This window comes from Frankia sp. CcWB2, assembly GCF_977927585.1.
The window spans coordinates 2896-11171 of record NZ_CDWRCM010000126.1; the positions used below are offsets into that span (position 1 = coordinate 2896).

Consider the following 8276-nt stretch of genomic DNA (forward strand, 5'->3'; position numbering starts at 1 on the left):
GGCCGGGGGGGAGCAGGCGGTCACCGGGGGTCCGGTCGCCAGCCAGGAGGCCATCAAGGACTTCGGCACCAACGGCGGCGGCTTCTACAACGCCAACTCCTCGCATCCGTTCGAGAACCCGACCTCCTGGACGAACTGGTTCGAGATCTACCTGCTGCTGTCGATCGGGTTCGCGTTGCCGCGGACGTTCGGCAAGATGGTCGGCAGCACCCGGCAGGGGCTGGCGATCGTCGCGGTGATGGCGGTGCTGGCGCTGGGCAGTCTGGGAGCCAACGAGGTGTTCCAGGCGATCCACCACGACACGGTGCCGACAGCCGTCGGGGCGGCCCGGGAGGGTACGGAGACCCGGTTCGGTGTGCCGGACTCGGCGCTGTTCGCCACGGCCACGACGCTGACGTCGACCGGGTCCGTCGACTCGTTCCATGACTCGTACACCAGCCTGGGTGGCGCGACGCTGCTGTTCAACATGATGCTCGGCGAGGTCGCGCCCGGCGGCACCGGATCGGGACTCTACGGGATCCTGGTCCTCGCGGTGATCACGGTGTTCGTCGCGGGTTTGATGATCGGACGAACGCCGGAGTACCTGGGCAAGAAGATCGGCAGTCGAGAGATCAAGTTCGCCTCGCTGTATTTCCTCACGATGCCGGTCATCGTGCTGGTCGGCACCGGCCTGGCGATGGCGCTGCCGGGGGAACGGGCGGGGATGCTCAACAGCGGGCCGCACGGCCTGTCCGAGGTGCTCTACGCCTTCACCTCGGCGGCGAACAACAACGGCTCGGCGTTCGCCGGCATCACGGTGAACACCGACTGGTATAACACCGCGCTCGGCCTCGCGATGGCCTTCGGCCGCTTCCTGCCGATGGTCTTCGTGTTGGGGCTGGCCGGATCGTTTGCGAAACAGCAGCCGGTGCCGGAAACCGCGGGGACGCTGCCGACCTATCGCCCGCAGTTCGTGGGGATGCTCGTCGGCGTCACCGTGATCATCGTCGCTCTCACCTTCTTCCCGGCGCTCGCGCTCGGGCCGCTCGCGGAGGGTCTGCACTAGATGTCCACCTCGACCATTGCGGGTACGCCGGTTCCGGCGCCCGCGCCGACCCCGCCGCCGGCTCCCCGGCGGGTACAGGGGGGGCTGCTCGACCCGACGATGCTCCTGCGGTCGACGCCGGACGCGCTGCGCAAGCTCGACCCGCGCACGCTGTGGCGCAACCCGGTGATGTTCATCGTGGAGATCGGCGCGGTGTTCACTACTGTCCTGGCGATTCGGGACGAGACCGCGTTCAGCTGGCTGATCACGGTCTGGCTCTGGCTGACCGTGTTGTTCGCCAACCTCGCCGAAGCGGTTGCGGAGGGCCGCGGCAAGGCCCAGGCGGACGCGCTACGCCGCACCAAGACTGACACGATCGCCCACCGGCTGCGCGACGACGGCCGGCTCGAGGAGGTGCCCGCGCCGCGGCTGCGGCAGGGCGACACCGTCGTCGTCGAGGCGGGTCAGTTCATCCCCGGGGACGGCGACGTCATCGAGGGGATTGCCAGCGTCGACGAGTCGGCCATCACCGGCGAGTCCGCGCCGGTGATCCGGGAGTCCGGCGGTGACCGCAGTTCGGTGACCGGCGGCACCCGGGTGCTGTCGGACCGGATCGTCGTGCGGATCACTCAGAAACCGGGCGAGAGCTTCATCGACCGGATGATCGCGCTGGTGGAGGGGGCGAATCGGCAGAAGACCCCGAACGAGATCGCGCTGAACATCCTGCTGGCCGCCCTGGCGCTCACCTTCCTGCTCGCTGTCGCGACCCTGCAGCCGTTGGCGATCTTCTCGAAGGCGCAGCTGCCGGGCGTGCCGGACACCAGCGCGCTGAACGGCGACGGCCTGTCCGGGATCGTGATGGTGTCGCTGCTGGCCTGCCTGATCCCGACGACGATCGGCGCGTTGCTGTCCGCGATCGGCATCGCCGGCATGGACCGGCTGGTCCAACGCAACGTGCTGGCCATGTCCGGCCGGGCCGTCGAGGCCGCCGGCGACGTCAACACCCTCCTGCTCGACAAGACCGGGACGATCACCATTGGCAACCGGGAGGCGCGGGCCTTCGTCCCGGTCGGCGGCACGTCGGAGAATGACCTGGCCAGCGTGGCCCAGTTGTCCTCGCTCGCGGATGAGACCCCCGAGGGCCGCTCCATCGTCGTGCACGCGAAGAACACCTACGGCCTGCGGGAGCGTAGTCCCGGCGAGCTCAGCCACGCCCGGTTCGTGGCGTTCACCGCCCAGACCCGGATGTCCGGGGTCGACCTCGATGCGATCGATGGGGGGCCGAACCGGCAGGTGCGCAAGGGAGCGGCCAGCGCGGTGATCACCTGGGTGCGAGATCTTGGTGGCACCGTGCCCGCGGAGACCGGGGAGATCGTGGACGGCATCTCCGCTTCCGGCGGCACCCCGCTGGTCGTTGCCGAGGCCACCGATGGCGGCACGGCCCGCGTCCTGGGCGTGATCCAGCTCAAGGACGTCGTCAAGCAGGGCATGCGTGAGCGGTTCGACGAGATGCGCCGGATGGGCATCCGCACCATCATGATCACCGGTGACAATCCGCGGACCGCCCGGTCGATCGCCGAGGAGGCGGGCGTCGACGACTTCCTCGCCGAGGCCACGCCCGAAGACAAGATGGCCCTGATCAAACGAGAGCAGGCCGGCGGCAAGCTCGTCGCAATGACCGGCGACGGCACCAACGACGCCCCTGCGCTCGCCCAGGCCGATGTCGGCGTGGCGATGAACACCGGCACGTCGGCCGCCAAGGAGGCCGGCAACATGGTCGACCTCGACTCCAACCCGACGAAGCTGATCGAGATCATCGAGATCGGGAAGCAGCTGCTCATCACCCGCGGGGCGCTGACCACCTTCTCGATCGCCAACGACATCGCCAAGTACTTCGCGATCATCCCGGCGATGTTCGCGGCGATCTATCCCGGGCTGGACACGCTCAACCTCATGCGGCTGCACAGCCCGCAGTCGGCGATCCTCTCCGCCGTCATCTTCAACGCGCTCGTCATCCTCGCCCTGATCCCGCTGGCGCTACGCGGCGTCCGTTACACTCCGTCCAGCGCGTCGGCGATGCTGCGTCGCAACCTCTACATCTACGGCGTCGGCGGTCTGATCATCCCGTTCGTCGGGATCAAACTCATCGACCTTGTCATCCAGTTCATCCCGGGAGCCCGGTAACCATGCCTGCGACCCGACTTCCCTCCTTCGTGCGGCAGCATCTCGCCGCCTTCCGCGCACTGCTCGTGCTGACCGTGCTCACCGGCATCGCCTATCCGCTGGTCATCACGGCCATTGCGCAGCTTCCCGGGCTGAAGGACAAGGCGAACGGCTCGTTCGTCACGAACGCCAGCGGCCAGATCGTCGGTTCAGCCGAGATCGGCCAACTGTTCACCGACGACAAGGGCAACCCGATCCCCAAATACTTCCAGTCCCGCCCGTCGGCGGCCGGCGACGGGTACGATCCGACGTCAACGTCCGCGTCCAACCTCGGCCCGGAAGACATTGTCGACAGTTTCGACGACCCGGCCACCAAGGACGAGGACGAAAGCAGCCAGAGCCTGCTCACCCAGGTCTGCGCCCGCAGCAAGGCCATTGGTGACCTGGAAGGGGCCGACGGCCGGCGTCCCCTCTGCACCGCGAACGGCGTCGGCGCGGTCCTGTCGGTGTTCCGGACCGGCGGCACCACCGGACCGGTCACCCGGGCCGTCAGCATCAACGAGGAGTGCCCGGCCGCGCCCTTCGTCGCCACGTACCAGGGCGTCAAGGTCGAGTGCACCAAGCCCGGCGAGGACTACTCGGCCGGCATCACTGTGCCGATCAAGGGGCCGGGTAAGGGCACGGACAACCCGGTCCCGGCGGACGCGGTCACCGCTTCCGGTAGCGGCCTCGACCCCGACATCTCCCCGGCCTACGCCTACCTGCAGGTGAACCGGGTCGCGAAGGAACGCGGCCTCGACCCGGCCACGGTCCGCGCGTTGGTCCACGACCACGAAGACGGCCGGGCGCTGGGCTTCATGGGCGAACCCACGGTCAACGTCCTCGCCCTGAACCTGGCCCTCGACAAGACGACCAGGTAGCGGGACGCTCAGCCCCGAGGACACCCTCGGCGGAGGCCTCACGATGATTCGCGCCCTGCCTGCCGTACCGCCCGGTTCACTGCCGGGAGATGACGCGTGACCAGCGTGCTCGTGGTGGACGACGACCCACGGCTGCTCCGCGCGCTACACATCACCCTGCGCGCCCGCGGCTACCAGGTCACCGTCGCCGCGGACGGAAGCCGCGCGCTCGCCGCCGCCGCCGAACACGAACCCGACATCATCCTGCTCGACCTGGGGCTTCCCGACCTCGATGGCGTCGACGTCATCCACGCCCTGCGCGGCTGGACCGCCGCCCCGGTCATCGTGCTCTCCGGGCGCGCCGGCAGCAGCGATAAGATCGTAGCGTTGGACGCCGGTGCCGACGACTACGTCACCAAGCCCTTCCGGGTCGACGAACTGCTCGCCCGGCTGCGCGCCGTCGTCCGGCGCACCCCGCCGCCCACCGAACCGCTCACCGTCGCCCTGGGTGACTATCTGATCGACCTCGACGCACGGCGCGTCACCCGCAAACCCGACAGCGCACGCCCGGACGGCCCCGCCGAGGTCCGGCTCACCCCCACGGAATGGCACCTGCTCGACGTCCTGGTCCGCCACCCCGAAAAGCTACTGACCTACCGGGATCTGCTGCCCCGGGCCGGCGGTCCCGCCCCCAAGGAGCAGAGCCACTACCTGCGCCAGTACATCGGCCGGCTGCGCCACAAACTTGAACTCAACCCGGCACAGCCCCGCCACCTCATCACCGAGCCAGGCATGGGCTACCGGTTCCAGCCATGACCTCGTTGTCCAGCCATGACCTCATCGTCAAACTATGACCTCGTTGTCTGTTGACCGTCCCGCGATCTGAGGACCGCACCGCCCGCCGGCTGGGCGGACCCGCCGACCGTCGCGACCGGCAGCGTTACCACCATGGTCAGGCCCCCGCCGGGGGTGTCCTCCGGCGTCAGGGTGCCGCCCATCGCCTCCGTCAGGCCCCGGGAGAGCGCGAGGCCCAGCCCGATGCCGCTGTCGTTGTCGGTGTCGCCCAGCCGCTGGAACGGCGTGAACGCCTGGTCACGGTCCTCCGCGGGCAGTCCAGGCCCGCGGTCGATGACCCGCAGCTGGATCCGGTCGCGCAACGCACTAGCGGTGATCAGCGGGAGCTGGCCCGGGGGTGAATAGCGGGTCGCGTTGGATAGCAGGTTGGCGATCACCCGTTCCAGCAGCGCCGGGTCGGCGTAGGCCAGCGGAAGGTCGTCCGGGACCGTCACAGCCACGTCGCGAGCTGCCGGGCCCAGGTCGCGCAGCACGCCGGGAATCACGTCGTCGAGCCCGACCGGGGCGGGGAACACGCTCAGGCGTCCAGCCTGCAACCGGCTCATGTCGAGCAGGTTCTCCACCAGCCGGGCCAGATGGTCCAACGCTTCCTCAGCGGTGGCGAGCAGTTCCGCCTGCTCCTCGGCGCTCCACTCGACCTCGTTGCTGCGTAGGTTCGCGACTGCCGCCGAGGCCGTGGCGAGCGGGCTGCGCAGGTCGTGGCTGACGGCAGTGAGCAGGGCGCGGCGGGTGCGGTCCGCTTCGGCGAGTGGCCCGGCTTCCGCTGCCACCTGGGCCAGCCGCCGCTGTTCGAGGGCGACCGCGGCCTGCGCGGCGAAGGCGGTGAGTACCCGGCGGTCCGCCGCGGGCAGCGGCCGGCCCCGCAGGACCAACGTCAGGTTCTCGCTGACCGGTACCTCCGTGTCGGCCTCGTCCGGCCGTAGGCACGGGTCGGGCCCGGCGCTGTCGACCACCCGCCAGCCGTGACGGTCTGCCTTGTGGGCGCCGTTCTGACCGCCCTCGGCTGCGCGTTCGAGCAGGGCGACCGAGGTCAGCCCGAACGTCTCCCGCACCCGCGCGAGCAGCGCCGGCAGCGCCTGCTCGCCACGCAGCACGCTCCCGGCCAAGGTCGAGAGCATCTCCGCCTCCGCGGTAGCGCGTACCGCCTGGCTGGTCCGCCGGGCGGCCAGGTCGACCACGCTGCTCACCATCACCGCAACCGCCAGGAACGCCAGGAGTGCGAGCACGTTGTTACTCTCGGCGATGATGAAGCAGTGTATTGGTGGGATGAAGTAGTAGTTCAGCAGCAGCAAGCCGCCAAGCGCGGCCAGCAACGCCGGCAGCAGGCCGCCCACCAGCGCCACGGCGACCACCACGATCAGGAACCCCAGCACGTTGCTGGTCAGGTTGAGATCGGTCCGCTGGTGCGTCAACGCAAGGGTCAGCAGCGGCAGCAGCACGACCGCGGCCAAGACACCGGCAAGCCGCCGCCGGAGGGTCAGCCCACGGGCCCGGCGGGGCAGCAGCCGCCCCTTGCCCACCTCCTCGTGGGTGACCAGGTGCACGTCGATCGGCCCGGACAGTTTCGTTGTCGTGACGCCGATACCAGGGTCGATCATGTGGGCCAGCCGGCCGCGCCGGCTCGCGCCGAGCACGAGCTGGGTCGCGTTCTCCGCTCGGGCGAATTCCAGCAGCGCGATGGGAATGTCGTCCCCGGCCACCTGGTGGTAGCTGCCGCCCAGGCTCTCCACCAACACCCGCTGCCGGGCCAGATGCGCGGGCGACGCACCGGCCAGGCCATCTGATCGGGTGACGTGGACCGCGAGCAGGTCCGCACCCTTGGCGCGATCCGCGATCCGCGCCGCCCGGCGGATCAGTGTGTCGCCCTCAGGGCCGCCGGCCAGTGCGACAACCACCCGCTCCCGCGTCTCCCAGATGCCGGAGATCTGGCGCTCGGTGCGGTAGTGATCGAGCTGTTCGTCCACCTTGTCGGCCAGCCACAGCAGTGCCAACTCCCGCAGCGCGGTCAGATTGCCGACCCGGAAGTAGTTGCCCAGCGCGGCGTCGATCTTGTCTGGGCCGTAGATGTTGCCGTGGGCCATCCGCCGCCGCAGCGCCTCCGGTGTCATGTCGACCAGTTCGACTTGTTCGGCGGCGCGTACCACCGCGTCCGGCACGGTCTCCCGCTGCGGGACTCCGGTGATCCTTTCCACGACGTCGTTGAGCGACTCCAGATGTTGGATGTTCAACGTCGACAGCACGTCGATGCCCGCGTTCAACAGCTCGTGGACGTCCTGCCAACGCTTGGCGTTCCGGCACCCCGGGACGGTCGTGTGCGCCAGCTCGTCGACGAGCACCACCGCTGGCGCGCGGGCCAGGATCGCATCCACGTCCATCTCAGTAAAGGTGGCACCGCGGTAGGAGACCGTGCGGCGGGGCATGATCTCCAATCCGTCCAGCAACGCGGCGGTCCGCGGTCGCCCATGGGTCTCCACCAGCCCGACCACGACGTCCGTTCCGCGTGCCTTGCGCCGCTGAGCCTCACAGAGCATGTCGTAGGTCTTGCCCACCCCCGGCGCCGCGCCGAGGTAGATCCGCAGTCTGCCGCTCGCCATACGCCCCAGTTTCCGCGTACGAGCCACCGCTCACGAGCCTGCGGGGCGATACGTAACCGGCTGTTCGAGGAAGCCGGAGCGGGCTGTGCAATCCACACCGGCGGCAACCTCACGATACGTGGGCCAGCCGACGCCCTCGTCCTCCTCGCGCTGGTCACAGCCACCGCCGCTGCCTGAAGATCACGTACAGCATAATGGACACCAAGGCCATCAGGCCGAGCGCGAACGGGTACCCGAACTCCCAGCTCAGTTCCGGCATGGTCTCGAAATTCATCCCGTACACAGTGCCGATCAGGGTGGGCGCGAAGAGGATGGCCGCCCAGGCCGAGATCTTCTTGACCTCCTCGTTCTGCGCGAGGCTCGACTCGGTCAGCGTCTTCATCTCCTCGTTCTGCCGCTGCCCGACCAGCGCGGCGTTGACGGTCAGGATGTTCGCCAGTAGTTGGCGGAACCCCTCGATCCGCTCCACCACGCCCACCGCGTGGTCGGCCACGTCCCGCAGGTACTGCTGCAGCTCGGGGTCCACGCCGTACTTGGCGAACCCCGCGGCCAGCGCGTCCAGCATGCCCAGCAGCGGCTTGGCCGCCCGCTGGAACTCGATGACCTCACGGGACAGCTCGTAAATGCGCCGGCTCACCGCCGGATCTCCCCTGAACACCTCGGTCTCGATCTCGTCGATGTCGTTCACCAACCCGTCCACCACCGGGGCGTAATCGTCGACGACCCGGTCCAGGATTGCGT

6 protein-coding genes are annotated in these 8276 nt (G+C 69.1%); 4 read left to right on the plus strand and 2 right to left on the minus strand.

Going from position 1 to position 8276, the window contains the following annotated elements:
- The 4 genes from kdpA to ACY45C_RS14025 form a co-directional block, all read left to right on the plus strand.
- The coding region (kdpA, locus tag ACY45C_RS14010; RefSeq protein WP_462188045.1) for a potassium-transporting ATPase subunit KdpA at positions 1 to 1045 on the plus strand (1045 nt) is incomplete at its 5' end.
- Positions 1046 to 3208, plus strand: coding sequence for a potassium-transporting ATPase subunit KdpB (gene kdpB, locus ACY45C_RS14015; RefSeq protein WP_462188046.1), 2163 nt, complete (start codon positions 1046 to 1048; stop codon positions 3206 to 3208).
- Positions 3209 to 3210: 2 nt separating this feature from the next.
- Complete coding sequence (locus ACY45C_RS14020) at positions 3211 to 4107, plus strand: potassium-transporting ATPase subunit C (RefSeq protein WP_462188047.1); 897 nt, start codon at positions 3211 to 3213, stop codon at positions 4105 to 4107.
- Between the two features lie 96 nt (positions 4108 to 4203).
- Positions 4204 to 4902 carry a response regulator gene (locus ACY45C_RS14025; protein WP_462188048.1) on the plus strand — a complete coding sequence of 233 codons (699 nt, stop codon included), beginning with the start codon at positions 4204 to 4206 and terminating at the stop codon, positions 4900 to 4902.
- Between the two features lie 32 nt (positions 4903 to 4934).
- Here ACY45C_RS14025 and ACY45C_RS14030 read toward each other — a convergent pair whose 3' ends face one another.
- Together ACY45C_RS14030 and ACY45C_RS14035 are read right to left on the minus strand one after the other, a co-directional pair.
- A complete protein-coding gene (locus ACY45C_RS14030; protein WP_462188049.1) occupies positions 4935 to 7535 on the minus strand; it encodes a sensor histidine kinase in 2601 nt (866 codons plus the stop codon).
- 154 nt (positions 7536 to 7689) lie between these two features.
- On the minus strand, positions 7690 to 8276 hold a 587-nt coding region (locus ACY45C_RS14035; protein WP_462188050.1), incomplete at its 5' end, for a CorA family divalent cation transporter.